This window comes from Cellulomonas uda (genome assembly GCF_006538705.1).
In the GTDB taxonomy this organism is placed as follows: domain Bacteria; phylum Actinomycetota; class Actinomycetes; order Actinomycetales; family Cellulomonadaceae; genus Cellulomonas; species Cellulomonas uda.
In genome coordinates, this window is sequence record NZ_BJLP01000004.1 from 58,252 (window position 1) to 82,448 (window position 24,197).

The 24,197-nt window shown below is 75.3% G+C and carries 21 protein-coding genes and 1 riboswitch; of the genes, 9 read left to right on the top strand and 12 right to left on the bottom strand.

The window, feature by feature from the left end:
* Positions 1-62: 62 nt before the first annotated feature.
* From CUD01_RS02170 to gdhA, 6 genes are all read right to left on the bottom strand, one after another.
* Positions 63-443: a histidine kinase gene (locus tag CUD01_RS02170; RefSeq protein ID WP_166772172.1), complete on the bottom strand. Its 381-nt coding sequence runs from the start codon at positions 441-443 to the stop codon at positions 63-65.
* A gap of 50 nt (positions 444-493) precedes the next feature.
* Positions 494-874 carry a sterol carrier family protein gene (locus tag CUD01_RS02175; protein ID WP_141318346.1) on the bottom strand — a complete coding sequence of 127 codons (381 nt, stop codon included), beginning with the start codon at positions 872-874 and terminating at the stop codon, positions 494-496.
* A 47-nt stretch (positions 875-921) separates the two neighbouring features.
* Positions 922-1,755, bottom strand: a complete 834-nt coding sequence (locus CUD01_RS02180; RefSeq protein WP_166772171.1) for a glycoside hydrolase family 6 protein — start codon at positions 1,753-1,755, stop codon at positions 922-924.
* A 180-nt stretch (positions 1,756-1,935) separates the two neighbouring features.
* Positions 1,936-2,985, bottom strand: a complete 1,050-nt coding sequence (gene rsgA, locus CUD01_RS02185; protein WP_141318350.1) for a ribosome small subunit-dependent GTPase A — start codon at positions 2,983-2,985, stop codon at positions 1,936-1,938.
* Between the two features lie 78 nt (positions 2,986-3,063).
* Complete coding sequence (locus tag CUD01_RS02190) at positions 3,064-4,161, bottom strand: glycoside hydrolase family 6 protein (protein WP_141318352.1); 1,098 nt, start codon at positions 4,159-4,161, stop codon at positions 3,064-3,066.
* 131 nt (positions 4,162-4,292) lie between these two features.
* Complete coding sequence (gene gdhA, locus CUD01_RS02195; RefSeq protein WP_094180940.1) at positions 4,293-5,627, bottom strand: NADP-specific glutamate dehydrogenase; 1,335 nt, start codon at positions 5,625-5,627, stop codon at positions 4,293-4,295.
* Positions 5,628-5,867: 240 nt separating this feature from the next.
* A riboswitch (SAM riboswitch) is annotated at positions 5,868-5,976 on the top strand.
* Between the two features lie 17 nt (positions 5,977-5,993).
* Between gdhA and CUD01_RS02200 the strand changes: the two genes are divergently transcribed.
* A complete protein-coding gene (locus CUD01_RS02200; RefSeq protein WP_141318354.1) occupies positions 5,994-6,575 on the top strand; it encodes an NAD(P)H-dependent oxidoreductase in 582 nt (193 codons plus the stop codon).
* Positions 6,572-6,994 carry a flavin reductase family protein gene (locus CUD01_RS02205; RefSeq protein ID WP_141318356.1) on the top strand — a complete coding sequence of 141 codons (423 nt, stop codon included), beginning with the start codon at positions 6,572-6,574 and terminating at the stop codon, positions 6,992-6,994. The genes CUD01_RS02200 and CUD01_RS02205 overlap by 4 nt, the downstream gene beginning before the upstream one ends.
* A gap of 271 nt (positions 6,995-7,265) precedes the next feature.
* On the opposite strand, the gene purL is transcribed toward CUD01_RS02205, so the two are convergent.
* Complete coding sequence (gene purL, locus CUD01_RS02210; protein WP_141318358.1) at positions 7,266-9,605, bottom strand: phosphoribosylformylglycinamidine synthase subunit PurL; 2,340 nt, start codon at positions 9,603-9,605, stop codon at positions 7,266-7,268.
* Between the two features lie 358 nt (positions 9,606-9,963).
* Between purL and CUD01_RS02215 the strand changes: the two genes are divergently transcribed.
* Complete coding sequence (locus tag CUD01_RS02215; protein ID WP_141318360.1) at positions 9,964-10,899, top strand: LPXTG cell wall anchor domain-containing protein; 936 nt, start codon at positions 9,964-9,966, stop codon at positions 10,897-10,899.
* Positions 10,900-11,064: 165 nt separating this feature from the next.
* Positions 11,065-11,946 carry a DUF2599 domain-containing protein gene (locus CUD01_RS02220; protein WP_141318362.1) on the top strand — a complete coding sequence of 294 codons (882 nt, stop codon included), beginning with the start codon at positions 11,065-11,067 and terminating at the stop codon, positions 11,944-11,946.
* Between the two features lie 287 nt (positions 11,947-12,233).
* On the opposite strand, the gene CUD01_RS02225 is transcribed toward CUD01_RS02220, so the two are convergent.
* Positions 12,234-14,312: an acyl-CoA dehydrogenase family protein gene (locus tag CUD01_RS02225; protein WP_141318365.1), complete on the bottom strand. Its 2,079-nt coding sequence runs from the start codon at positions 14,310-14,312 to the stop codon at positions 12,234-12,236.
* Positions 14,313-14,325: 13 nt separating this feature from the next.
* Entirely contained in the window at positions 14,326-15,195 is an 870-nt protein-coding gene (locus CUD01_RS02230; RefSeq protein WP_141318367.1) for a TetR/AcrR family transcriptional regulator, read from the bottom strand.
* A 110-nt stretch (positions 15,196-15,305) separates the two neighbouring features.
* Here CUD01_RS02230 and CUD01_RS02235 point away from each other — a divergent pair, with 110 nt between their 5' ends.
* From CUD01_RS02235 to CUD01_RS02245, 3 genes are read left to right on the top strand one after another with little or no spacing between them, the layout of a single operon-like run.
* A complete protein-coding gene (locus tag CUD01_RS02235) occupies positions 15,306-16,631 on the top strand; it encodes an acetyl-CoA C-acetyltransferase (RefSeq protein WP_141318369.1) in 1,326 nt (441 codons plus the stop codon).
* Position 16,632: 1 nt separating this feature from the next.
* Positions 16,633-18,030, top strand: a complete 1,398-nt coding sequence (locus CUD01_RS02240) for a 3-oxoacyl-ACP reductase (RefSeq protein ID WP_141318371.1) — start codon at positions 16,633-16,635, stop codon at positions 18,028-18,030.
* Positions 18,027-19,124 carry a MaoC/PaaZ C-terminal domain-containing protein gene (locus tag CUD01_RS02245; RefSeq protein ID WP_141318373.1) on the top strand — a complete coding sequence of 366 codons (1,098 nt, stop codon included), beginning with the start codon at positions 18,027-18,029 and terminating at the stop codon, positions 19,122-19,124. Before CUD01_RS02240 ends, CUD01_RS02245 begins: the two co-directional genes overlap by 4 nt.
* Positions 19,125-19,750: 626 nt before the next feature.
* Here the strand turns inward: CUD01_RS02245 and CUD01_RS17285 are convergent.
* Entirely contained in the window at positions 19,751-20,944 is a 1,194-nt protein-coding gene (locus CUD01_RS17285; RefSeq protein WP_307722658.1) for a GNAT family N-acetyltransferase, read from the bottom strand.
* A 91-nt stretch (positions 20,945-21,035) separates the two neighbouring features.
* Between CUD01_RS17285 and CUD01_RS02260 the strand changes: the two genes are divergently transcribed.
* Complete coding sequence (locus CUD01_RS02260; protein ID WP_094180951.1) at positions 21,036-21,623, top strand: pentapeptide repeat-containing protein; 588 nt, start codon at positions 21,036-21,038, stop codon at positions 21,621-21,623.
* 19 nt (positions 21,624-21,642) lie between these two features.
* Here CUD01_RS02260 and CUD01_RS02265 read toward each other — a convergent pair whose 3' ends face one another.
* Positions 21,643-22,179, bottom strand: coding sequence for a TetR/AcrR family transcriptional regulator (locus tag CUD01_RS02265; protein ID WP_141318375.1), 537 nt, complete (start codon positions 22,177-22,179; stop codon positions 21,643-21,645).
* Between the two features lie 79 nt (positions 22,180-22,258).
* On the opposite strand from CUD01_RS02265, the gene CUD01_RS02270 reads away from it, so the two are divergent.
* The gene (locus CUD01_RS02270; RefSeq protein WP_141318377.1) at positions 22,259-22,717 is read left to right on the top strand and encodes a DUF2867 domain-containing protein; all 459 of its coding nucleotides are present in this window, start codon (positions 22,259-22,261) and stop codon (positions 22,715-22,717) included.
* A gap of 18 nt (positions 22,718-22,735) precedes the next feature.
* On the opposite strand, the gene CUD01_RS02275 is transcribed toward CUD01_RS02270, so the two are convergent.
* Positions 22,736-24,178: an aminotransferase class V-fold PLP-dependent enzyme gene (locus tag CUD01_RS02275; protein WP_371860743.1), complete on the bottom strand. Its 1,443-nt coding sequence runs from the start codon at positions 24,176-24,178 to the stop codon at positions 22,736-22,738.
* Between the last annotated feature and the right edge of the window lie 19 nt (positions 24,179-24,197).

A 24,197-nucleotide genomic window follows, 5' to 3' on the forward strand; every position in this document is an offset into this window, starting at 1 on the left:
TGCAGGTCAGCCGCGCCGCGTCCCGCCGCAGCACGGACGCGCGGCACGGGACCGGTCCCGGGTCAGCCCAGCGGGTCGCGGCTGCGCCGGTCCGCGCGGACCGCCAACGCCCCGCCGACGAACCCGCCGACGACCGCACCCGCGGTCCCCATCACCAGCCGGATCGAGCCCTGCCCGTCGAGGAACGAGATGAAGCCCGTCCCCGACGCCACGTCGGACGAGCCCGTGCCGTCCGAGCCCGCACCCAGGAACAGCGTGAGCAGCAGCCCGACGACGACGCCGACGAGCGCACCCGCGACGATGAACACCCCGTACTTGGGCGCCCGCCGCACCCGCGCGGGCACCGCGAGGCGCACGAGCTCGTCCTCCGAGGGGGCCGGCTCACCGCCCTGGGGCGTCACGGGCTCGTCGGGGCGCTGGGGGTCCTGCGGGTCGTGCGACACCCCGCGATCCTAGGTCAGCCCGCCGCGGGTCCCGGCTCGCGCCGGGCCGGTCAGCGGCCCGGGCGCTCGCGCGCCGCCTGGAGCGGCAGCCAGTCCGCGAGGTCCGCGCGCTCGCCCGACGCGCGCACCCGGGCGTCGCGCACCGCGTCGTCCCACGTCAGCGCGCCGGTCGCGAGCTCGAGCCACGTCTGCGGGTCCATCTCGACGACGTTCGGCGGCGTCCCGCGCGTGTGCCGCGGCCCTGCGACGGCCTGCACCGCACCGTCCGGTGGCACCCGCACCTCGACGGTGTGCCCGGGCGCGACGTCCGCGAGCTCCTCGAGCGTGAACCGCACGGCCGTGCGCCGGGTCGGGACCGACGAGGGGTCCGCTCGCCACGCGGCGAGCGCCGCACGTCCCGTGGCGGGATCGGTTCGACGGCGAGGAGGCACCCCGCGATTCTCCCCCACCGCCGGGTGCCACGGCCCGGTGGCCCGGCTCAGGTCGCGTTGCGCACGAGCTCGAGCGCGATCTCCTGCCACCACGCGCCGGCCGCCGGCCCGCCGTTGCCGGTGCCGTCCGACTCGCCCGGGGGCTTGACCCACAGCAGCGCGTCGCACGCCGTGCCGTCGTCGACCAGCCGCGGCAGGTCACCGACCGCGCGGCCGCGCGCGTTGCACCACTCCCCGTCGCTCCCGCGGCCGTTGCGGGAGGTGTCGACGACGAACCGCAGGTCCAGCTCGGCGCAGATCGCCTCGCCGTACCCGCGCTCGTCGGCCGTCCACTGGTAGTTCGAGGTGTTCAGGGCGATGCCCGTCAGGTGCTGCGTGCCCACCAGCTCGACGCGCCGCACCACCTCCCGCGGCGTCAGCCACGACGAGTGGCCCGCGTCGAGGTAGACGCGCGCACCGGCGTCGTGCAGCACCTGCGCGGCGTCCGCGAGGTACGCGACGCGGTCGCCCTGGTGGTCCCCGGCCCCGAGCTGCGGCAGCGCGTCCGGCTCGAGCACGACGATCGGCGCACCGCAGATGCCGGCGGCCACCTCCCGCACCCACTGCCCGTACCGCTCCGCCGGGGCACCGCCCGCTGAGTAGTGCCCGCAGTCGCGGCCGGGGATCGCGTACACCGCCAGGACCGCCGTGCTGCCCTCGTCGTCCGCGGCACGGGTGAGCTCGCGGACCTGCTCGCGCGTCGCGTCCGGGTCGGACGGGTCGTCGAGCCACGTGGCCTGCGGGGTCGTCGCGAGCAGCTCGAGCGCGGCTCGCTCCGCGCCGTGCGACGCCTGCCAGGCCGCGTACGCCTTCGTCCGGGTGCTGAGGTAGAGGCCGGTCACCGCTCGTCCTGTCGTCGCGCTATCTCGGTCCGGGTCGGGACGGTTCGCGCGCCGGCTCCGCCGGTGTGGGAGCGCTCCGACACGAGCAGCAGCCTGGTCGACCGCGGGGCTCCTGCCCGTAGGCCCAAGGTCCGTCGCCCGTTCGCCAGCCCGCACCGGCCCGGGCGGGAGGCGCCGCCGCTAGGCGCGCGGCACCGGGCGGTGGCCGCGGCGGTGCTCCGCCGTGAGCTTCTTCCAGCGGGCGCGCTCGGCCGCCGCGAGCCGCGCGTCCACGCGCCGCTCCTGGTACGCCGCCTCACGCTCGAGCCGGCGCCAGCTGTCGAACCGGCGCTCGTCGAGCTCGCCCGAGTCGAGCGCGGCCCGCACCGCGCACCCCGGCTCGGACCGGTGCGCGCAGTCCGAGAACCGGCACCGGGCGGCCAGCGCGGCGACGTCCGCGAACGTGTGCTCGAGCGCCTCGGCGTCCGCCACCAGACCCACCGCACGCAGCCCCGGGGTGTCGATCAACACCGCGCCGCCCGCGAGCGGCACCAGCTCCCGGTGCGTCGTCGTGTGCCGGCCGCGGCCGTCCGCGCGGCGCTCACCGGTCGGCATCGCCGCACGGCCCGCGAGCGCGTTGACCAGCGTCGACTTGCCGGCTCCCGAGGGTCCGACGACGACGAGGGTCGTGCCCGGCGTGAGCACCGCGCGCAGCGGCCCCAGCCCCTCGTCGGCGGTCGCCGTGACCGCGTGCACGTCGACCCCGAGCGCGACGCGCTGCACGTCAGCGGCCATCCCCCACGGGTCGGGGACCAGGTCCGCCTTGGTCAGCACCACCACCGGCGTCGCGCCCGAGCGCCACGCGAGGGTCAGCAGCCGCTCGACGCGCCCGAGGTCCGGGTCGGGGTCCAGGTGCTCCACGACGAGCACGACGTCCACGTTCGCCGCGAGCACCTGCGTCAGCGACGTGCGGCCCGCGGTGTCCCGCACGAGCGCCGACGAGCGCGGCAGCACCCGCGCGACGCAGCCCGCGTCGTCGAGCAGGACGTAGTCGCCGACCGCGGGGACGACGCGCCCCTCGTCGTGCTCCGCGAGCCCGTCGCGCGCGAGCGCCGCGCGCACGGGCTCCGCCGGGGTGGGCTGCGCCGGGACAGGCCCCGCGAGGGCGGGTCCGGGTACGCCGAGGTCGGGCACGACGAGCACCGCACCCTTGTCGGCGCGCACCACACGCCATCGCTGCGAGGAGGACATACCGCCGACGGTAGGCCGACGCACCCGCGCCCGTCCGCTCCATTTCCGACCCCCGGCACGAGAGGCCGGGCGCCGACGTCAGGACGCGTTCCGCGCCAGCTCGAGGGCGATCTCCTGCCACCACTGCCCGGCGGCGGGCCCGCCGTTGCACGTGCCGTCGGACTCGCCGGGAGACTTGACCCACAGCAGCGCGTCGAGCGCCGTGCCGTCGTCGACGAGCCGCGGCGCCTCGCCGAGCGCGCGACCGCGCGCGTTGCACCACTCGCCGTTCGAGCCGTTCCCGTTGCGCGAGGTGTCGACCACGAAGCCCAGGCCGTCGAGCTGCGCCGCGACCTGCTCGCCGTACGCGCGCTCGTCGGCGGTGGTCTGGTAGTTCGACGTGTTGAGCGCGAAGCCCGCGAGGTGCGCGGTGCCGACCGCGCGGATGCGCGCGACCACCTCGCCGACGGGCAGCCACCCGCTGTGGCCGGCGTCGAGGTAGACGCGTGCGCCCGCCTCGTCGAGGGTCCGCGCGGCCGCGGCGAGGAGCGCGACCCGGTCGCCCTGGCCGTCGCAGTCGCCGAGCTGGGCGAGCGCGTCGGGTTCCAGCACGACGACGGGGTGGCCGACGATCCCGCCGGCCACCGCCTCGACCCACGCCGCGTACGCGTCGGCGGCGACGCCGCCCGCGGAGTGCAGCCCGCAGTCGCGGCCCGGGATCGCGTACACCACGAGCACCGCGGTGGTGCCCGAGCCGGCGGCGGCCGACGTGAGCCGGGCGACCTGGTCACGGGCCACGCCGGCGTCGACCCAGTCGCCCACCCAGGCGGCCTGCGGGGTCTGGGCGATCGTCGCGAGGAGTCGCTTCTCGTCGCCCGTGGCCGCGCTCCAGGCGGTGACCGCCTGCGACTCGGTGCGCACCAGCAGGCCGCCGGCTGCGTCCGCTCCGGCGGCGCTGCTGGGTGCCGGCGTCTGCGGCGCTGCCGACGGGGGTGCGGCGGTGGGCTCGTCGGCCGTGCCCGGAGCGGCCGACGAGGCGGCCGGGGTGGTCGTGGCTGGACCCGCGGGGGCGTCGCACGCGGCGAGGAGCCCCATGAGAATCACGGCGAGGAGCACGGCGAGGACGCCTGCCCGCACGGGCGCGCCGGCCACGAGCCCGGCTCCGGAGGTGGGCTGCGCAGCGCGTCGGTCACCCATGAGGTCGTCCACCCATGAGCACGTCAGCGGCCGTCCGGGGCGCGCACTGCAGCCCGGACGTCCGGGTTCACCCGTTCGCGACGGGCCGCGGCCCGGTCGCCTCGCGTGAGGCGACCGGGCCCGCACGGCCGTCAGACCAGGCCGAGCGCGAGCATCGCGTCCGCGACGCGCACGAAGCCCGAGATGTTGGCACCGGCGACGTACGAGCCGGGCACGCCGTACTCGTCGGCCGTCGTCAGGCACCGGTCGTGGATGTCACGCATGATCGCCGCGAGGCGCTCCTCGGTGTGCTCGAACGTCCACGAGTCCCGCGACGCGTTCTGCTGCATCTCGAGCGCGGAGGTCGCGACACCGCCTGCGTTCGCGGCCTTGCCGGGCGCGTACAGCACGCCCGACTCGGTCAGCAGCGTGATCGCCTTGGGCGTCGTGGGCATGTTCGCGCCCTCGGCGACGACCTTGACGCCGGAGCCGACGAGCGCGCGCGCGTCGTCCTCGTCGAGCTCGTTCTGCGTGGCGCACGGCAGCGCGACCTGCGCACCGACCTCCCAGACGCGGCGGCCCGGGACGTACACGGCGCCGCGACGCTCGGCGTACACCGAGACGCGCCCGCGCTCGACCTCGCGCACCTGCCGCAGCAGGTCCAGGTCGATGCCCTTCTCGTCGAGCACGTAGCCCGACGAGTCCGAGCACCCGACGACGTGCGCGCCCAGCTGCTGGGCCTTCTCGATCGCGTACAGCGCGACGTTGCCCGCACCGGAGACGACCACGCGCTGCCCGTCGAAGGACTCACCGATCGTCCGGAGCATGCTCTCCGCGAAGAGCACCGTGCCGTAGCCGGTCGCCTCCTTGCGGACGAGCGAGCCGCCCCAGGTGAGGCCCTTGCCCGTGAGCACCCCCGACTCGTAGCGGTTGGTGATGCGCTTGTACTGCCCGAACAGGTAGCCGATCTCACGGCCGCCGACGCCGATGTCACCGGCCGGCACGTCCGTGTACTCGCCGATGTGGCGGTACAGCTCCGTCATGAACGACTGGCAGAAGCGCATGACCTCGCCGTCGGACTTGCCGCGCGGGTCGAAGTCCGAGCCGCCCTTGCCGCCGCCGATCGGCATGCCCGTCAGCGCGTTCTTGAAGACCTGCTCGAAGCCCAGGAACTTCACGATCCCGAGGTACACCGAGGGGTGGAACCGCAGGCCGCCCTTGTACGGGCCGAGAGCGGAGTTGAACTCGACGCGGAAGCCCCGGTTGATCTGCACGGTCCCCGAGTCGTCGACCCAGGGGACGCGGAAGATGATCTGCCGTTCGGGCTCGCACAGCCGCTCGAGGACGGCGGCGTCGACGTACTCGGGGTGGCGGTCGAGCACCGGCCCGAGGCTGTCGAACACCTCGTGGAGGGCCTGGTGGAACTCGTGCTCCCCGGCGTTGCGCGCGAGCACCTGCTCGAGGGCACGCTCCAGCTGCACCTGCATGTCTTTCGGCTCCGCTCTGCTCCGCGTGGCCTGGATGTGAGGACGCCCCAGGCTAGACGCCGTCCGGCAGTCGGGCGCAGGACTCCCGACCCGTGGACATCCGCGGGTCGCTGGGCGGCGCGGCGCTCGTCGCCCCGCGGTCGGCGTGCCGCTGGCGCGCGGGGCCCCGCGACGTCCACCAGACGAGATTTCCGACCAATCTGGTATCCCTTTTCGCACCCGCTGCTATACCCCTCCCGAGGTCACGAGAACCAGCGCCAAGCCCCGGCTCGCTGGTCGGCAACCCCGGTCACGCGCGGGGTGCTCCGGGGGACGACCTGGCCGGCCCACGGGCCGGCAAACGTGACGGAACGATTGCGAGGGACCATGAGCACGCACGCACCTGACACCCACCCCGAGCCCACCGTCGTGGTGGTCGCGGGCAACCCGCGCGAGGGATCGCGCACCCTGGCGGCCGCCCGGGCCGCGGCGCTTGCCGTCGCCGCCCACGTCGGCGGGACGGTCACCACCACGGTCGACCTGGTGACCGTCGCCGGCGAGCTCTTCGCCGGGCAGCGACCCCAGGTCGACGCCGCGCTCGGCGCGCTGGCGGACTCCGATGTCGCGGTGATCGCGACCCCGGTCTACAAGGCCTCCTACACGGGCCTGCTGAAGGCGTTCCTCGACCTGTACGGCCCCGACGGGCTCGCGGGCGTCGTCGTCGTGCCCCTCGTCGTGTCCGGCAACCCGGCGCACGCGCTCGTCGGCGAGGTCCACCTGCGGCCCGTGCTCGTCGAGCTCGGCGCGGTCGTCCCGACCCGCGCCCTCACGGTCACCGAGGCCGACCTCGCCGACCCGACCGGCCTCGACCGCGCCGTGGCAGCCTGGCTCGCGCGCGGCGGCGGCGCGCTGCGCCGCGCCGTCGCTCAGCCGGCCGCGGACCTCGACCTCGTGGAGGCCGCCCGATGACCGCCGAGCCGATCGCCCGCCCGCACACCGAGGCACCGCGCGAACCTCGTCTGTCGCCCGACGAGTACAAGGCCGTGTTCCGCGGCCACCCCGCGGGCGTCGTCGTCGTGACGCTGCGCGACGCGGACGGCCGACCCGTCGGGTTCACCGCGACGTCCGTCATCTCGGTCTCCGCCGAGCCGCCGCTGCTCGCGTTCTCGCTCGCGTCCTCGTCGTCCTCGTGGCCCGCGGTCTCTCGTGCGACGACCCTCGCCCTCAGCTTCCTCGCCGACCACCAGGACGACGTCTCGGCCAGGTTCGCGACGAGCGGCATCGACCGGTTCGCGGCCGGCGGCTGGACCGCGCTGCCGGCCGGGGAGCCGGTGTCAACGACCACTCATCCCGATCCCACGATCTGGACCATCTCGTTCCCCGTGTGAGCCCCCGCTGCCCCACCTCGCCCACGCCCCTGCCCGCCGACCCCGCGGTTCCTCCGGGTCCGAAGGAGCTGAGCCGGAGCAAGCGCGGTCTCGACCGAGGCCCCCGCCGCTGACCCCGTCGTTGCTCCGGCTCTGGAGGGGCCGAGCCGGAGGAAGCGCGAGGTCGGCGGGGTGGGGCGGTCGGGTATCGGGTGTCGGGTGCGGGGGCTGGGTGTCGGGGACGACGAAGCCCCCGCGCCGGTGGGTGCGGGGGCTTCGGGGTGGTGCGGGGTCAGCCGAAGTGGCGCGGGAGGGTGGCCTCGAACACCTCGCGGGCCTCGGTCAGCGGGATCGCGAACAGGCCCTCGACCTCGACGGCCGGACCGGCCTCCTGGTCGTCGGACGCGACGTCCGCGGTCTGACCGAGCTTGAGCGCGGGGACGCCGCGCGCGACGCACAGGTCCGCGAAGCGCACCTCCTCCGAGCGCGGCACCGCGACGAGCGCGCGTGCCGTGGACTCGGAGAACAGCGCCTCGAACGGCGTGAGGCCGTCCCGCTCGCACAGCGCGTCGAGGGACACGCGCACACCCACGCCGAACCGCAGCGACGACTCGAGGAGCGCCTGGACCAGGCCGCCCTCGGACAGGTCGTGCGCCGCGTCGACGAGGCCGTCGCGCGCGGCGTTCTGCAGCACCGCGGCCAGCGCACGCTCGGCGGCCAGGTCGACCCGCGGCGGAACGCCGCCGAGGTGACCGTGCTCGACGTCCGCCCACGCGGACCCGTCGAGCTCGGCGCGCGTGGTGCCGAGCAGGTAGACCGACACGCCCGGCGCGGTCCAGCCGGACGGCACCGCGGACGCGACGTCGTCGAGCACGCCCAGCACACCGACGACGGGCGTCGGGTGGATGGCCGAGTCGATCTTCCCGGGCTCACCCGTGCCGTTGTAGAGCGACACGTTGCCGCCGGTCACGGGCACCTCGAGCGTCTGGCACGCGTCGGCCAGGCCGCGGATCGCCTCGACGAGCTGCCACATGGAGTCGGGGTGCTCGGGGCTGCCGAAGTTGAGGCAGTCGGTCACCGCGAGCGGGCGCGCACCCGTCGTCGCGACGTTGCGGTACGCCTCCGCGAGCGCGAGCTGCGCACCCGTGTACGGGTCGAGCTTGCCGTAGCGGCCGTTCGCGTCGGTCGCGAGCGCGACACCCAGGCCGCTCTCCTCGTCGACCCGGACCACGCCCGAGTCGTCGGGCTGCGCGAGCGCGGTGTTGCCCTGCACGAAGCGGTCGTACTGCTTGGTGACCCACTCCTTGGACGCGAGGTTCGGCGAGCCGAGCAGGCGCAGCGCGGTCGCGCGCAGCTCGTCGGGGCTCGTCGGACGCGCGAGCGACGCGGACGTGTCGGCGTTCAGCCCGTCCTGCCACGCGGGACGCGCGTACGGGCGGTCGTAGACCGGGCCGTCGTGCGCGACCGTCTTGGGGTCGACGTCGACGATGCGGTGCCCGTGGTGGTCGATCGTGAGCCGGCCCGAGCCCGTGACCTCGCCGATGATCGCGGTCTCGACGTCCCACTTGCGCGTGATAGCGAGGAACTCCTCGAGCTTGGCGGGCGTGACGACCGCCATCATGCGCTCCTGCGACTCCGACATCAGGATCTCGCCGGCGGTCAGGGTGGGGTCGCGCAGCAGGACGTTCTCGAGGTCGACGTGCATGCCGCCGTCACCGTTCGACGCGAGCTCGCTCGTCGCGCACGAGATGCCCGCCGCGCCCAGGTCCTGGATGCCCTCGACCACGCGCGCGGCGTACAGCTCGAGGCAGCACTCGATGAGCACCTTCTCCATGAACGGGTCGCCGACCTGCACCGAGGGCCGCTTGGACGGCTTGGTGTCGTCGAACGTCTCCGACGCGAGGATCGACGCCCCGCCGATGCCGTCACCGCCCGTGCGCGCGCCGAACAGCACGACCTTGTTGCCCGCACCCGACGCGTTCGCGAGGTGGATGTCCTCGTGCCGCAGCACGCCCAGGCACAGCGCGTTGACCAGCGGGTTGCCCTGGTACGAGGCGTCGAACACGAGCTCGCCGCCGATGTTCGGCAGGCCGAGCGAGTTGCCGTAGCCGCCGACGCCCGCGACCACGCCGTGCACGACGCGGGCCGTGTCCGGGTGGTCGACCGCACCGAACCGCAGCTGGTCCATCACGGCGACCGGGCGGGCACCCATGGAGATGATGTCGCGCACGATGCCGCCGACGCCCGTGGCCGCGCCCTGGTACGGCTCGACGTACGACGGGTGGTTGTGGGACTCGACCTTGAACGTCACGGCCCAGCCGTCGCCGATGTCGACGACGCCCGCGTTCTCACCGATGCCGACGAGCAGGTGCTCCTTCATCGCCGGGGTGGTCTTGTCGCCGAACTGGCGCAGGTGCGTCTTGGAGGACTTGTACGAGCAGTGCTCGGACCACATGACGGAGTACATCGCGAGCTCGGCGGCGGTGGGCCGGCGGCCGAGGATGTCGCGGATGCGCTGGTACTCGTCGGGCTTGAGACCGAGCTCGGCGTAGGGCTGGGCGAGGTCGGGAGTCGCCGCGGCGTCCTCGACGGTGTCGTAGTGCTGGTCGCTGCGCGCGGGTGCGGAGGTCATCGGTTCCCTTGGGCGAGTTCCGGGCCGTGCCGGCCGGCCCGCGGGGACACGGCCGTCGTCGGCGGACGGCGACAGGATACCGACGCCCACGGGGCCGTCCGACGCGCGTCCACTCCCCGGCTCGGAGCCTTCCCGGCACCGCGCGGCGCAGGCTCGTCGGACACGCGTCCAGGTGACGCTCGCCCGGACGGGCGAGCCCGGCGTGCGCTCAACGGGTGACACGTGCGCACGCCCCGGCGTGCCGCGCGCGACACGCCGATGGGGGAATTGTGCGTTATGCCTGATCACCCCTACTGTCTCGGCTTGGTCGGATGTCCGATTCGACCGTTTTCGACGCACTCTCCCGAGCCGAGGTCCGATGCTCCCCCGTGCCGCTGCCGCCACAGCCCTCCCGATCGTCACCGGTCTGCTCCTCGTCGCGTCGTCATCGGGCGCGTGGGCGGGCACGTCGGACGGCCCCGTGCCCTACGCCGTGACCGCCGAGGGCCTGACGCTCGCACCGGGCGACACGTTCGCGAACCACGACCACGTGAACGTGCAGTACACGCACCACGGACGCACCGGCTCGGCCAACCTGCACATCGAGGGCACGCGCTCGACCGGCGGCCTGATCGGCAAGAGCGCGGTGCGCTGGGACACGGTCGGCATCCCCGCGAACTCCTGCATCACCTGGGTCCAGGTGAGCAAGTACGAGGAGCACTTCGGTGAGGGCGGCCAGAAGCCGGTCTGCTCGACGACGTGCCGCCCCACCCCGCAGCCGAGCTCCCCGCCGCAGCCGTCCCCCTCGCCCCAGCCGACGTCGTACCCGACCTACCCGCCGCGCCCGACCCCGACGCCGAAGCCGACCGTGACGCCGACGCCGCCGGTCGAGGAGCCGACGCCGGGCCCGACCGTCCCGCCGCTCCCGCCCGTCGAGGAGCCGCTGCCCAGCCCGGAGCCGTCGGTCGAGGCGCCGACGCCGACGCCCACCGCTGAGGAGACGACGCCGGCCCCCACGCCCGGCGAGTCGACCCCGCCGTCGGACGACGTCACCCCGACCCCGGTCCCCTCGCTGTCGAGCCCCGTCGCGCCGGGTGACGACGAGGAGGTCGTCGTCGCCGGGCCGAGCCCGACGCCGAGCTACCCGTCCGCGGTGCTCGCCGACGAGAACCCCGACGACACCCCGCCGCTCGCGAGCACGGGTTCCGACTCGCTCGTCCCCGGCCTCGCCGCCGGGCTCGGCGCACTCGCCGCCGGTGCGGGACTCCTCGCCGTCCGCGCCCGCAAGGGGTACCGCCCCGCCCACCGTCGCTGACGCGACCGACGGGCCGGTGACCGCGCCTCCGGGTGCGGTCACCGGCCCGTCGGCGCCGACGTCCGGCCGCACCCCCTCCCCCTGAGCGGCCGGGCGCGGGCCCGGCGGGCACGAGCCGCACACTCGGCCCGCCGGGCTCCGGCACGCGCGCGCTAGGTTCGACGCGTGCCCACCGCAGCGACCCGACGCACGAGCGCCGTCACGCTCGCGGCGCTGGTCCTCGCCCTGGTCGGCGCCTGTGGGCCATGGGCGTCGGACGACGGCGCGCCGACGACGAGCGCACCCTCGCCGACGGTCGGACCGACCGCGACGCCCGCTCCCACGCGCACACCCGGTGACACGAGCACGGTCGGCCCCACGAGCACGGCGGACCCCCTGAGCACAGCCGGTACGTCGGCGGCGGACGCCGCGCTCCTCGCCCGCGCGCTCCGCGACGGTGTGACCGTCCGCTCGTCCGGTCCGTCGACCGGCCCGGTCGCGCTGCGCGTGCTCGCCGACGCCCCGGCCCGCCTGCTCGACGACGGCTCGGTGCGGGTCCCGCTCGCGGCGGGCACGGACGCCGTCGTCGTCGTCGCACCCGCACCCTGGCGGCTGGACGTGCTCCCGGACGGGACCGCGCTCGTCCTGCGCGGCGAGGTGCCCGTCGCGGGCGTCCGCGCGCAGCCGGACGGGCGGCTGCGCACGCTCGCCCGCACCGAGGTGGACGGCGCTCGCAGCGACGTCGCGGTGCTGCGCGCGGGGGACGAGCCGACCAGCGTGTGGTTCACGGCGCGCGCGGTGCTCGACGTGGCGTGGGGCGAACGGGAGGGCGGGCGGTCGCTCGCGGTGACGCCCGCGGGCTGGGCGCGCGGCGGCGGGCTCGCGGCCGACGCGCTGGTGCCCGCGCAGGTCGTCGTGGTCGCGCCCGAGGCAGGGGCCGCGACGATGCTGGACCAGCTCGCGTGCCACCAGCGCGGGGCGCGGCACAAGGACGTGTGGAACATCGAGCCGTGGCGTCCGCGGGTCTCGGCGCTCGAGCTGGTGGCGACGCGCTGCAACCCCACCTGACCGGCGCCGGGCCGGCCCGGCGATGACGGGACCGACCGCGACGCCGCACGTGCAAGGCGACCCTGCGCACGAGCGAGGACGGGGGTGCCGCACGTTCCACCAGTTGAGGCGCACGTCGCGCCCCAGGTGGATGCCGAGCGCGACGAGCAGCAGGATCACGACGCACAGGACGGCGGACGACCTGTCGGCGAGCACGCTCGCGTCGTCGCCCGACGTGACCAGCAGACCGCGGCCGCCCCCGCCTCCCCCCGGGTGAGGTGGGACGAGGGCGGCCGAGGTCGCAGGGGTCAGCGCACGTGCTTCTCGGGCACGGCGAGCCGCCCCGCGGCGCGCTCGGTCCGGAAGTACGCGCGCGCCTCGTCCTGCCGCTCCTTCTCGGCACCCGAGGCGATGGGGGCGCGCAGCTGCTCGGGCGCGAAGCCGAACCCGTCGACGAGGTCCTGCGCGTAGGGCCGCAGGCGCACGAGCAGCCGGTCGATGTAGGACGAGACGGTGCGGGCCCGGCCGGCGGACAGGCGACCGTTCACGAGGTACCACGCGAGGTGGCGCTCGACGAGCGTGAGGCCGAACAGGTCGCGCAGCCACGTGAGCACCTGCCGGGTGCCCGGGTCGGTGGCGGCGTGCACGCCGCGCGTGAACGCCTCCCACTGCACGCGCTCGGCGTGGGCGCGCGCGGCCTCGATGAGCTCGTGCTGGTGGGAGTTGACGAGCGCGGCGGCCTCGGCGGGCGGCAGCTTCGTCGCGGGGCGCAGCGCGGTGGCGAGCTCGGCCACCATGACCTCGACGCGCTCGGTGAGCAGCTCGCGCTGCGTCTCCTCGTCGCGCAGCTGACCGGCGGAGCGACGAGCGTCGCCCACGTCGGCGATGGTCTGCGCGGCGCGCACGAGCAGCGTGCGGTGCACGGCCTTGTCGGCGACGAGCCGCGCGACGTCGCCCGCGCCGCCCGCCTTGAGCGCCTTCGCGAAGTCGCCGAGGAGCCGCTTGCCGACGAGCTGCGACAGGACCGTGTTGTCGCCCTCGAACGTCACGTACACGTCCAGGTCCTGGTGCAGGCCGACAAGCCGGTTCTCCGCGAGGTAGCCGGCGCCGCCGCACGCCTCCCGGCACTCCTGCACGGTGCGCATCGCGAGCCACGTGGACGTCGACTTGAGGGCCGCCGCCAGGGTCTCGAGGTCCTCCCGGGTCTCCGGCGTGTCGTTGCGGCCCGAGAACACCTCGTCGAACGCGGCGAGCAGCTCCTCGTGCGCGAACGTCGAGGCGTACGTCTCGGCGAGCAGCGGCAGCAGGCGGCGCTGGTGGCGCTGGTAGTCGAGCAGCACGACCTCGTCCTCGCCCGCACCGGCGAACTGGCGACGCTCGTTCGCGTACCGCACCGCGATGGCGAGCGCGATCTTCGACGCGTTCACCGCGGCGCCGTCGAGCGACACGCGGCCCTGCACGAGGGTGCCGAGCATCGTGAAGAACCGGCGGCCGGGGCTGGAGATCGGTGAGGTGTACGTGCCGTCCTCGGCGACGTCGCCGTACCGGTTGAGCAGGTGGGTGCGCGGCACGCGGACGTGGTCGAAGTGCAGGCGGCCGTTGTCGATGCCGTTCAGGCCGCCCTTGAACCCGTCGTCCTCGCCGCCGACGCCCGGCAGGAACGCACCGTCCTCGTCGCGGATCGGCACGTAGAACGCGTGCACGCCGTGGTTGACGCGCGGCTTGCCCTCGGGCGCGGTGACGAGCTGCGCGAACACGACCGCGGCGCGGCCGTGCAGCGCGGCGTTGCCCAGGTAGTCCTTCCACGCCGCGCGGAACGGGGTGTGGATGACGAACTCCTGCGTCTCGCGGTCGTACTCGGCCGTGGTCCCGATCGACGCGACGTCGGACCCGTGGCCCGTCTCGGTCATCGCGAACGCGCCCGGCATGTCGACCGACATCGCGGCCGGGAGGAACGTGTCGTGGTGGTGCTCGGTGCCCAGGTGCAGGATCGCGGACGCGAACAGCCCCCACTGCACACCGGCCTTGATCTGCAGCGACGGGTCGCCGGCGACGAGCTCCTCGAACCGGGCGAGGCTGCCGCCGTGGTCGTCGGCGCCGCCGAGCCGCGCGGGGAAGGCGCGCAGCACATCGTGGTGCGCCGCGAGCTCGCGCAGCTGGTGCAGCACGCGCTCGCGGTGCTCCGCCATCGGCAGGCCCTCGATCTTCTGGAACTCGGGCCTGCCGGTGAGGGCACGGGCCTCGCGGCGCAGCGTCGCGTACCGCCCGAGGAGCTGCTCGGCCAGCGCGGCGACGTCGACGCGCGGCTCGGCGGTGGATGCGAGGCTGCTGCCGCGCTGCGGGGACGGGGCGGTGGGACCGGAGGGTGCGGTCGTCGTGGCGGTCATCGGGTCTCCCGGGTCATCGGATCTCCCATGGGCGGGCGGAGGTGTGCGGGAAGCGCTCGCGGGCGAGCAGGCCGACCGGGCCGGCCCACAGCCACGCGGCGACCTGGGCGGTGAGGGTCTCGCGGTCGGGCACGCCCGGCTCGCCGCGGTGGGCCATCCACCACTCGCCGGCGCCGCGCACGAAGCCGACGGCGCCGGCGGCCCAGACCTCGGCGAGCGAGTCGCGGGCCGCGGTGGCGGCGTCCGGCGCGGTGTCCGGCGCGCTGTCCCGCGCGGGGTTCGGCGTGGCGAGCTCGCCGCGCTGGTCGTGGTGGTCGGACAGCTCGCGCGCGAACGGCAGCGCGACGAGGTGCGTCACGGAGTCGAGGAAGTGCCCGAGCGGGCCGCCGGACTCGACCGAGCCGTCGCGCGTGACGAACGCGTACACGTGCGGCGAGGACTCGATCATCTCGAGGTACACCGCGACCATCGCGCGCAACCCGTCACGCGGCGTCGGCGCGACGCGCAGCACGCCCTCGAGCGCGCCCTGGATCTGCAGGACGACGGCCTCGGCGACGGCGATCTGCAGCCCGGTCTTGTCGGAGAAGTACCGGTAGACGATCGACTTCGACGTGCCCGCGGCGTTCGCGATCTCCTCCATGGAGACGTCCGGCCCCTTGTGGTGGACCGTGCGGCGCGCGATGCGGACGAGCTCGGCGCGGCGCGCCTCGCGGTGGTCGGCCCAGCGGGCGGAGCGGCCGTCGACGACGAACGGGTCGTCGCGCCGCACGTCGCGCACGGAGGGGACGGGGGCCGTGACGGACCCTGCCGCGCTGCCCCCTGGGCTGCCGGCCGGTGCGCTGGGGGCCGTCGTCGTCGACGGGCCCGGTGTGATCGGACTCACGAAACCGACGGTATCAGGTACTGTGGGTTGCGGACACCACTTCGGGACGAACGTCCCTGGACCTGCGGGTCCGACGCTGATCGCGACGACGCGAGAGGAGCGCCACGCAGATGGCACTCAAGAACACAGCCACCCCGAGCGCGCCCCGCCGCGCCCTGGTCCTCGGCGGCAACCGGATCCCGTTCGCCCGCTCCGGCGGCGCCTACGCCCACGCCTCGAACCAGGACATGCTCACCGCCGCGCTCGAAGGGCTCGTCGCCCGCTACGGGCTCCAGGGCGAACGCATCGGCGAGGTCGCCGCAGGCGCCGTGCTCAAGCACAGCCGCGACTTCAACCTCACGCGCGAAGCCGTGCTCGGCTCGTCGCTCGACGCGACCACACCCGCGTACGACGTCCAGCAGGCGTGCGCGACCGGGCTCGAGACGCTCGTCGGGCTGTCGAACAAGATCCGGCTCGGCCAGCTCGAGTCCGCGATCGCGGGCGGCGTGGACTCCACCTCGGACGCGCCGATCGTCGTGACCGACCGCCTGCGCCGCGCGCTGCTCGACCTCTCGCGCGCCCGGACCGCCGGCCAGAAGCTCGCCGCGCTCGGCCGCATCCGCCCCAAGGACCTCGCTCCCGTCGCACCGTCCACCGGCGAGCCGCGCACGCACCTGTCCATGGGCGAGCACCAGGCGCTGACGACCGCGCAGTGGGGCATCACACGCGAGGCGCAGGACGAGCTCGCGCTCGCCTCGCACCAGCGGCTCGCCGCCGCGTGGGACGCCGGGTTCTTCGACGACCTCGTCACGCCCTACCGCGGGCAGACGGTCGACGGGAACCTGCGCAGGGACACCTCGCTCGAGAAGCTCGCGGGGCTCAAGCCCACGTTCGGCACGCGTCTCGACGCGCCCGCGACCATGACCGCCGGCAACTCCACGCCGCTCACCGACGGCGCGTCGACCGTTCTGCTCGGCTCCGAGGAGTGGGCCGCCACCCGCGGGCTCACTCCGCTCGCCGCGGTCGTCGACGCGGAGGCCGGGGCGGTCGACTTCGTGCACGGCGAGGACGGCCTGCTCATGGCACCCGTCTTCGCGGTGCCGCGGCTGCTGGCGCGCAACGGGCTCACGCTCGCGGACCTGGAGTACGTCGAGATCCACGAGGCGTTCGCCTCGACCGTGCTCGCCACGCTCGCCGCGTGGGAGTCCGACGAGTTCGGCCGCACCCGCCTGGGCCTCGACGGCGCGTTCGGGACCGTCGACCGCGCGCGGCTCAACGTGCACGGCTCGTCCCTCGCGGCCGGCCACCCGTTCGCCGCGACCGGCGGCCGCATCGTCGCGACCATCGCCAAGGAGCTCCACCTGCGCAAGCAGCGCGACGGCGGCACGCCGCGTGCGCTCGTGTCCATCTGTGCGGCCGGCGGGCTCGGCCTCACCGCGATCCTCGAGGCGGCCTGACATGGCGAACCCGATCACGACGACCCTGTCGGCCAAGCTGTCGGGCCTGCTGGGGTTCTCCCCCGCGGTCCCGCTGCGCCGCTGGTCGGCCGGTCAGCCGCTCGTCGACGGCAAGGTGCTCGTGCTCGGCTCGGGCACCGGGCCCGACGCCGACGCGGACGCCGTCGCGGCACTCCTGTCGGGCTCGCCCGCGCAGCCGTCCGCGACGCCCGACTCCGCGGGCACCGAGGTGCTCGACGGCTGGGGCCTGGACGTGTACCGCCACCCCGTGCCCGACGAACGGTACGCCGCGGTCGTGCTCGTCCTCACCGGTGTCGAGCACCCCGACGCGCTGCACGAGCCGCTGCTCGCGGCCGCCTCGACCCTCAAGAAGCTCGCGCGCGGCGGCCGGGTCGTGACCATCTCGCGCACCGCGAGCGCGTCCGACGCGCCCGCGGTCGCCGCCGCCCGCCAGGGCGTCGACGCCGTCGTGCGGACCATCGCCAAGGAGTCGCGCGGCGGCGCGACCGCCAACGGGATCGTTCTCGGCGACGGCGTCCCGGTCACCGCCGCGTCCGCGGTCGGCGCGCTGCGGTTCCTGCTGTCCACCCGCTCCGCCTTCGTGCACGGCCAGCTCCTCGCGGTCGACTCCACCGCGGGCGCCCTGCCCGCCGACTGGGACGCCCCGCTCGCCGGCCGCGTCGCGGTCGTCACGGGCGCCGCACGCGGCATCGGCGCGGCGATCGCGCGCACGCTCGCCCGGGACGGCGCGACCGTCGTCGCGGTCGACGTGCCCGCCGCGGGCGAGCAGCTCGCCGCGGTCGCCAACGAGGTCCGCGGCACCGCGCTCCAGCTCGACATCACCGCCCCCGACGCGGGCGCCACGATCCTCGAGCACGCGCTCGCACGGCACGGGCACCTCGACGTCGTCGTGCACAACGCCGGCATCACGCGCGACAAGCTGTTCGCCAACATGACCGAGGCGCAGTGGGACTCGGTGATCGCCGTGAACATCGCCGCGCAGCTCGCGATCAACGAGGCGCTGCTCACGTCCGGCGACTTCACCGACGCGCCGCGCATCGTCTCGATCTCGTCGACCACCGGCCTCGCGGGCAACCGCGGCCAGGCCAACTACGCGGCCACCAAGGGCGGCGTGATCGGCATGGTCCGCGCGACCGCGCCGCTGCTCGAGCCGTTCGGCGGCACCGCGAACGCCGTCGCGCCCGGCTTCATCGAGACCGAGATGACCGCGCGGATGCCCGCCGTGACACGGCAGGTCGCGCGGCAGCTGAACTCGCTGCAGCAGGGCGGCCTCCCGGTCGACGTCGCCGAGGCGGTGTCGTTCCTCGCGTCGCCGCAGGCCGGCGGGGTGGTCGGGCGCACGCTGCGGGTGTGCGGGCAGAACGTGGTGGGCGCGTGACGCTCGTCGACCTGCCCGCCGTCCCCGGGCTGGGTGGGCTGTACGCGCGCGGCGCGGCGTCCACCGGCCGCCTCGCGCTCGCCCGGCGCACCGGCTCGGCGCCCGTCGAGCTGCCCGCCACCGCCTATCGGGTCCGGGGCGTGCGCGCCTCGCTCGATCACCTGGCGGCCTACCAGCGGCTCGTCGGCGAGGAGGCGAGCGACACCCTGCCGCCCGGGCTCGTGCACGTGCTCGGTTTCCCCCTGGCGATCGCGCTCATGGCGCGCACCGACTTCCCGCTACCGATGCTCGGGATGGTGCACCTCGCGAACCTCGTCGAGCAGCGTCGCGCCATCGGCTACGACGAGACGCTCGACGTCACCGCGTCCGCGGACCGGCTGCGGCCCCACCGCACGGGCACGCAGGTCGACCTGGTGGTCGAGGCCGCCGTCGACGACGAGGTCGTCTGGCGCGGCGTCTCGACGTACCTCGCCAAGGGCGTGCACCTGCCGTCCGACGAGCGCGCGTCCGACGACGAGCGCGCACCGTTCGAACCCCCGCTCCCCACCGGTCAGTGGCAGCTCGCGGCCGACACGGGCCGCCGGTACGCCGCCGTCTCGGGCGACCGCAACCCGATCCACCTCAGCCCGCTCACGGCCAAGGCGTTCGGCTTCCCGCGGACCATCGCGCACGGGATGTACACCGCCGCGCGTCTGCTCGCCGACGCGGGCCGGGGACGGGGCGACGCGTTCGTCTGGTCGGTGGACTTCGTCAAGCCGGTGCTGCTGCCCGCGACCGTCGCGACCTCGGTGCGCCACCGCCCGGGCGGCGGGTTCGACCTCGCGGCGTGGCACCCGCGCTCGGGCAAGCCCCACGCCCTCGCCTCGGTCGCCCCCCCTCCCCTGACCCCACCCAACCGCAGGCCGGACCGACCATCCGCCGCGTGGTCGACCGCCCCTCCACCCGCGACCCCGCCGTTACTCCGGCTATCCGCGACAAGACCCGGAGCAACCCCGGGCTCGTCGACCATCCAGCCGCGGAGTCGGTCGACGATCCGCCGCGCGGGTCGACCGACCATCCAGCCGCGACCCCGCCGTTGCTCCGGCTATCCGTGACGAGACCCCGGAGCAACCCCGGCCTCGTCACCCACCCAACCGCAGGCCCGAACGGCCCTCCCCCGCGCGGGTCGACCGACCGTCCAGCCGCGACCCCGCCGTTGCTCCGGGTATGCGCGACGTGACCCGGAGCAACCCCGGCCTCGTCACCCATTCAGCCGCAGGCACGACCGACCCTCCGGCGCGCGGGTCGACCGACCACCTCGCCGCGACCCCGCCGTTGCTCCGGGTATGCGCGACGAGAGCCGGAGCAACCCCGGGCTCGTCACCCACCCAGCCGCGGGGTCCGTCGACCATCCAGCCGAGGGCTCGACCGGCCATCCAACCGCGACCCCGTCGTTGCTCCGGGTATGCGCGACGAAACCCGGAGCAACCCCGGCCTCGTCGACCATCCAGCCGCGGGCTCGATCGACCATCCAGCCGGGGTCGACCGGCCATCCGGCCGCGGGTCGGCAGGCCATCCAGCCGCGAGACCGTCGTTGCTCCGGGTATTCGCGACCGGAGCCGGAGGAAGCGCGGGGTCGCGGAGCTCGGCGCGCACGACGGGGTGCGGATGGGCTGTGCGGCGCGGCGCTCGGGGGTCTGAGGGGTCGGGTGGGTCAGGTGGGGGTGGTCAGTTGGGGGGGTCAGGTGGGGAGCCAGCCTGCGAGGGCGGCGATGCCGCGGGCCACCTCGTCGGGAGTGCGGCCCGCGGTGCCGACACGGTGCACCGACGGGGGGCAGCCACGCTCGAGCGCGCGGGCCGCCGCGTCGCTGCGCGCGACGTGCGCGGCGAGCTCGGCGCCGTGCTCGCGCTGCGCGAGCCGCTCGCGCGCGGTGTCGTCGTCGGCCGTGAGCAGCACGGCGGTGACGCGCGGGGAGTCGCCCATCGCGGCGGCCAGGTCGTCGGCGTACTGCGGGCTCACGGTGTTCGTGTAGACCAGGCGGCGGTGGCCGAGGTCGCGGTAGGCGGACCAGACCGCGCGCAGGTTGCGCTCGGCCAGGCGGTCGGCGTGCGGTGCGGGGTGCGCGAGGTCCAGGTAGTCGCCCTCGATCACGGCGTGCGGGACGTCGGCGTCGCGGAGCAGCGCGTGCAGCGCGTGGGCCACGCTGGTCTTGCCGACCCCGGACCGGCCGCCGATCAGCACGACGTGCGACCGCTCGCCGGGGCCTCCGTCGCCGGGCCGCGCGCGCTCGTCGTCCCGGGCGGCTCCCGCACGCTCGTCGGACGCTGCCTGCTCGTCGGACGCTGCGTGCTCGTCGGGGCTCGGCAGGCCCAGCCGTGTGCGCAGCCGCGCACGCGCGGCGGGCCACTCGTCGGCCAGGACCGAGAAGTACACGGAGTCCCCGCGTGAGCCGTCGGGCGCGAGCCGGTGACCGCGCAGCCGCCCCTCCTCGAGCGCGCCGAGCCGCGCGACGGCCGCGAGCGAGCGCGCGTTGCGCGCGTCCACGCGCAGCGCCACGCGGTGCACGCCCCACGTCTCGAACGCGTGCGTCAGCAGGGCGAGCTTGCACGCGGGGTTGACGTGCGTGCCCCACACCGCGGGGTCGTAGAACGTGTGCCCGACCTCGAGCCGGCCCATGCGCAGGTCGACGTCGTAGAACGAGGTCGACCCGAGCACCGCGCCGGACTCGGCGTCGAGCACCGCGAACGCGTACCGCCCGGGCGTCGCGAGCGCGCGCTCGACGTCCTCGAGCATGTCGTCGGGCGTGCGGGGAACGGGCGTCGTCATGCCGCGCCAGACCCGGTCGTCGACGAACGCGACGAGCGCCGCCGCGTGCTCCGGACCGAGCGGGACGAGGTTGACCCCGGGGGCGTCGAGCGTCAGGTCGTGCTGCACGGGCCGCATCGTGCCATCCGGCGCACGTGCGGTTCGAGCCCTTTGCACTCCGTGGGCGGCCGGGGACGGCCGCGGGTGGCAGGGTGGACCCATGCTGCTGGACGCCGGAGGCGACTACGACGGGCTGACGTTCACCGACGAGCGGTTGTCCGGGCAGGACGGTCGCGAGGCGCGCTTCCTCGACTGCACGTTCGTCGGCTGCGTGCTCGACGACGCGGAGCTGGCGCACGCGCGGTTCGTCGACACCACGTGGACGGGCGTGCGGGCGAGTGCGCTCGACCTGTCGAGCACCGCGTGGCAGGACGGTGGGTGGACGGACTGCCGGCTCGGGGCGGTGCAGGCGTACGGGTCGCGGTGGACGCGCGTGCACGTGTCCGGCGGCAAGCTCGACTACCTCAACCTGCGCGACGCGACGCTGGAGGAGGTGCGGCTGACGGGGGTCGTGGTGGACGAGCTCGACCTGGCGCGGGTGCGCGCACGGCGGCTCGTGCTCGAGGACTGCCGCGTGCGGCGACTCGACGTCACCGGCGCGACCCTGACCGACGCGGACCTGCGTGGCGTGCGCGACCTGCAGCACCTGGACGGCGTCGCGGGGCTCGCGGGTGCGACGATCACGTCCGAGCAGCTCGTCGAGCTCGCGCCGGCGCTGGCCGAGCACATGGGTCTGCGCGTCCGGTGACGGACCGCGCGCGGGCGCGTCAGGCGAGCGTCATGGCCAGCGCGGTCGCGGTGAGTGCGGCGGGGTCGTCGGGGCGCACGCCCACGGCCGCGAGCTGACCGAGCCCGACGACGGCCGCGAGCGCGACGGACGAGCGGCGGCGGGCCTCGTCGGGGTCCTGCCCGAGCTCGACGAGCAGGTCGGCGAGGTAGTCGACGCGCCGCTGGGACACCCGTGCGACGACGTCTGAGACGCCCTCGGCGGCGGCCTCGACGTACAGCCGCGCGGAGTCGCGGCGCCGGCTCGCGACGGCCGTGAACAGGGCCTCGACGCGGGCCCGGGCGTCGCCGCCCGTCTGCGCGAGCGCGATCACGGCGTCGGTGTGCTCGGCCTCCCAGCGGGCCACGACGGCGGCGACGAGCTCGGCGCGGTCGGTGAAGTGCCAGTAGAACGAGCCCTTGGTCGCGCCGAGCGAACGGGCGAGCGGCTCGACGCGCACCGCTGCGAGGCCTTCGTCGCGGAACGTCGCGTAGGCGGCGTCGATCCACGTCTGTCTCGACGTCGAGGCCTTGACCATGATCCGTACGCTACCGTACGGTCGTGTTCCATACGGCGCCGTACGGAACACGGCGCCGCCCGACCGGCAGGGGACGACGATGAGCACGCACTGGTCGCTGGCGATGCGGGACTTCCCGCCCGACTACGCGGACACGACGATCGTCCGCCTCCCGCCCGGAGCCCCCACCGACCCGCGCGCCTGGGCCACGACGACGTTCTCCCCGCGGACCATGCCGCGCTGGGTGCTCGCAGCGCTCGCGCTGCGCCAGCTCCTCGTCCCGCTCCTCGGCATCCCGCGCGCACCCCGCTCGACGTTCGCGGTCGACGAGGTCGTCACCGGCCCGACCGGCGGCGAGGCGCTCATCGTGGCCGACGACGAGCACCTCGACTTCCGCTGCGGCGTCGCGGTCGACTCCCGCGCGGGCCTCGTCGCGGTCACGACGAACGTGCGCCTGCACAACCGGCGCGGCCGCCTCTACCTGCTGCCCGTGCGTGCGCTGCACCCGCACGTCGTGCGGAGCATGCTCGCGCGCGCCGCGCGCGTCCTGACTCCCTGACCTCGCGGCGCCGCTCGCTCAGTCGAGCGCAGGACCGCACGCCGCCGCGGCGGTCGCGGCCAGGTGGTCCAGGCCGTGCACCGCGAGCAGCGGACGCGTGTCGTCGACGACCGCCCAGCAGCCGTCCTCGACCGCGTACCGCGAGCGCGGCCCGTCCGTCACGTACGCGTGGAGCGCCGCGACCAGCCGGTCGACGGCCTCGCTCGGCGTCCCGACCCCCACCGACGCGCGGATCGCACCTCCGCTCGCCCCCAGGCGGGACAGCAGCGGGTGCGCGCAGAACCGGCCGTCACGCACACCGATGCCGTGCTCGGCCGCGAGGTACGCGGCGACCAGACCGGGGTCGTGGTCCTCCACCGTGAACGTCACGACCCCCACGGGCTCCGCCGAGTCCGGCCAGATGCTCGCGACGCGCACACCCGGGACCCGCTCGAGCCCCGCGACGAGCCGGTCCCGCAACGCCCGCTCGTGCTCGACGAGCGCCCCGGCCGGCAGCGCCGCGAGCGCGTCGCACGCCTCCGCCAACGCGATCGCACCGATGACGTTCGGCGACCCGGCCTCGTGGCGCGCCGGGGCCGGCTGCCACACGGTCCGGTCGGCCCGCACGTCGCGCACCGCACCTCCCCCTGCGAGGTACGGCGTGCCCGTGTCGAGCCAGTCGCGACGGCCGACGAGCGCGCCCGCACCGAACGGCGCGTACGTCTTGTGGCCCGAGAACGCGACGTAGTCGGCGCCCGTGCGCGCGAGCGAGAAGCCGCGGTGCGGCACGAGCTGCGCACCGTCGACCGCGACCCGCGCACCCGCGGCGTGCGCGATCTCGACGACCCGCTCGACCGGCAGCGCCTCACCCGTGACGTTGGACGCGCCCGACACCGTGACCAGGGCGTACGTGCGCGCGGTGAGCTCCGCGCGCAGCGACTCGAGGGTCGCGGCGACGGTCTCGGCGATCGGCAGGATCGTCGTGCGACGGCCGTGCGGGTCGCTCGAGCGCAGCCACGGCAGCAGGTTCGCGTGGTGCTCCAGGTCGAGCACCAGCACCCGCTCACCGGTCGGCACGACCCCGGCGAGCAGGTTGAGCGAGTCGGTGGTGTTGCGGGTGATGATCGCGACGTCGTCCTCGCGCGCGTCGACGAACCGCGCGACCGCCTGCCGCGCGGACTCGTACAGCGCGGTCGACACCTGCGAGAGGTACCCCGCGCCGCGGTGCACCGACGCGTACAGCGGCAGCACCTCCGCGACCCGGTCGGCGACGGCCTGCAGCGCCGGTGCGCTGGCGGCGTAGTCGAGGTTCGCGTAGACGCGCTGCGTGCCGTCGACGAGCGGCACCGTGGTGCTCCCCCCGACCACGGGCAGGAGCGGCTGGACGGCGGGCGCAGCGGTCGCGCCCGTCGTCGTGCCGGTCGTCGGAGCCGACGTCGGGGCAGCCGTCGGACAGGACGTGGTCTCGGCCAGTGCGGTCACGGGGGTACCTCCGTGGATC

Bases quoted from the DNA above. Each gene is read 5' to 3' on its own strand.
- CUD01_RS02265 (WP_141318375.1), bottom strand. From the start codon at position 22,179: ATGGTCAAGGCCTCGACGTCGAGACAGACGTGGATCGACGCCGCCTAC.
- CUD01_RS02240 (WP_141318371.1), top strand. From the start codon at position 16,633: ATGGCGAACCCGATCACGACGACCCTGTCGGCCAAGCTGTCGGGCCTG.
- CUD01_RS02200 (WP_141318354.1), top strand. From the start codon at position 5,994: ATGAGCACGCACGCACCTGACACCCACCCCGAGCCCACCGTCGTGGTG.
- CUD01_RS02190 (WP_141318352.1), bottom strand. From the start codon at position 4,161: ATGGGTGACCGACGCGCTGCGCAGCCCACCTCCGGAGCCGGGCTCGTG.
- purL (WP_141318358.1), bottom strand. From the start codon at position 9,605: ATGACCTCCGCACCCGCGCGCAGCGACCAGCACTACGACACCGTCGAG.
- CUD01_RS02215 (WP_141318360.1), top strand. From the start codon at position 9,964: ATGCTCCCCCGTGCCGCTGCCGCCACAGCCCTCCCGATCGTCACCGGT.
- gdhA (WP_094180940.1), bottom strand. From the start codon at position 5,627: ATGCAGGTGCAGCTGGAGCGTGCCCTCGAGCAGGTGCTCGCGCGCAAC.
- rsgA (WP_141318350.1), bottom strand. From the start codon at position 2,985: ATGTCCTCCTCGCAGCGATGGCGTGTGGTGCGCGCCGACAAGGGTGCG.
- CUD01_RS02205 (WP_141318356.1), top strand. From the start codon at position 6,572: ATGACCGCCGAGCCGATCGCCCGCCCGCACACCGAGGCACCGCGCGAA.
- CUD01_RS02260 (WP_094180951.1), top strand. From the start codon at position 21,036: ATGCTGCTGGACGCCGGAGGCGACTACGACGGGCTGACGTTCACCGAC.
- CUD01_RS02235 (WP_141318369.1), top strand. From the start codon at position 15,306: ATGGCACTCAAGAACACAGCCACCCCGAGCGCGCCCCGCCGCGCCCTG.
- CUD01_RS02225 (WP_141318365.1), bottom strand. From the start codon at position 14,312: ATGACCGCCACGACGACCGCACCCTCCGGTCCCACCGCCCCGTCCCCG.
- CUD01_RS02270 (WP_141318377.1), top strand. From the start codon at position 22,259: ATGAGCACGCACTGGTCGCTGGCGATGCGGGACTTCCCGCCCGACTAC.